Origin of the sequence: Kocuria sp. CPCC 205297 (genome assembly GCF_040981035.1) — a bacterium.
GTDB lineage: Bacteria > Actinomycetota > Actinomycetes > Actinomycetales > Micrococcaceae > Kocuria > Kocuria marina.
In genome coordinates, this window is sequence record NZ_JAVKPY010000039.1 from 1 (window position 1) to 794 (window position 794).

Consider the following 794-nt stretch of genomic DNA (forward strand, 5'->3'; position numbering starts at 1 on the left):
GTGGTTGCGGGCAGGGAGACTGGTCAGATCATGTCGAACAGCAGGAAGCGTCACACCCCGGAGCAGGTCGTCCGCAAGCTCGGGCAGGCCGACAGGATGCTCGCCGACGGCAGCGACATCGCCGCGGTGTGTCGGGAGCTTGGGATATCCGAGCAGACGTATTACCGGTGGCGTAACCAGTACGGCGGACTGAAGGCCGACGACGCGAAGCGCCTCAGGGAGCTGGAGAAGCAGAACGCCACGCTCAAGCGGTTGCTGGCCGAAGCGGAGCTGGAGAAGGCCGCGCTCAAGGAGCTGGCCGAGGGAAACTTCTAGGCCCGGGCAGGCGCCGCGCCGCCGTCTCGCACCTGATCAGGACACTGCAGGTGAGCGAGCGGATGGCGTGCCGTCTGGCCGGGCTGAGCAGGTCCGCGTACCGTCGCCCGCTCAAGGGCGACACGGTCGCCGACCCTGATCGCGCGTTGCGAGACTGGCTGCGCGCGTGGGCGAAGAAGCATCCCCGCTACGGGTACCGGCGGGCGTATCACGACGCCCGGGGTGAGGGCTGGGCGGTCAACCACAAGAAGATCCAACGCCTCTGGCGAGCCGAAGGCCTCCGCGTCCCGCAGCGGCGACGCCGCAAGCGTGTCGGATCCTCGACCGTCGACGCCCCGGCGGCAGTCGCACCGAACCTCGTATGGGCGGTGGACTTCCAGTTCGACGCCGACGAGCGGGGCTGCCCGATCAAGATCTGCTCCATCGTCGACGAGCACACCCGCGAATGCATCGGCGGGCTCGTGGAGCGGTCGATCACC

At 68.4% G+C, this 794-nt stretch carries 1 pseudogene; it reads left to right on the forward strand.

What is annotated here, in order from left to right:
* Nucleotides 1-30: 30 nt before the first annotated feature.
* Nucleotides 31-794, forward strand: a pseudogene (locus tag RF650_RS13525) (IS3-like element ISPfr10 family transposase); the annotation flags it as partial.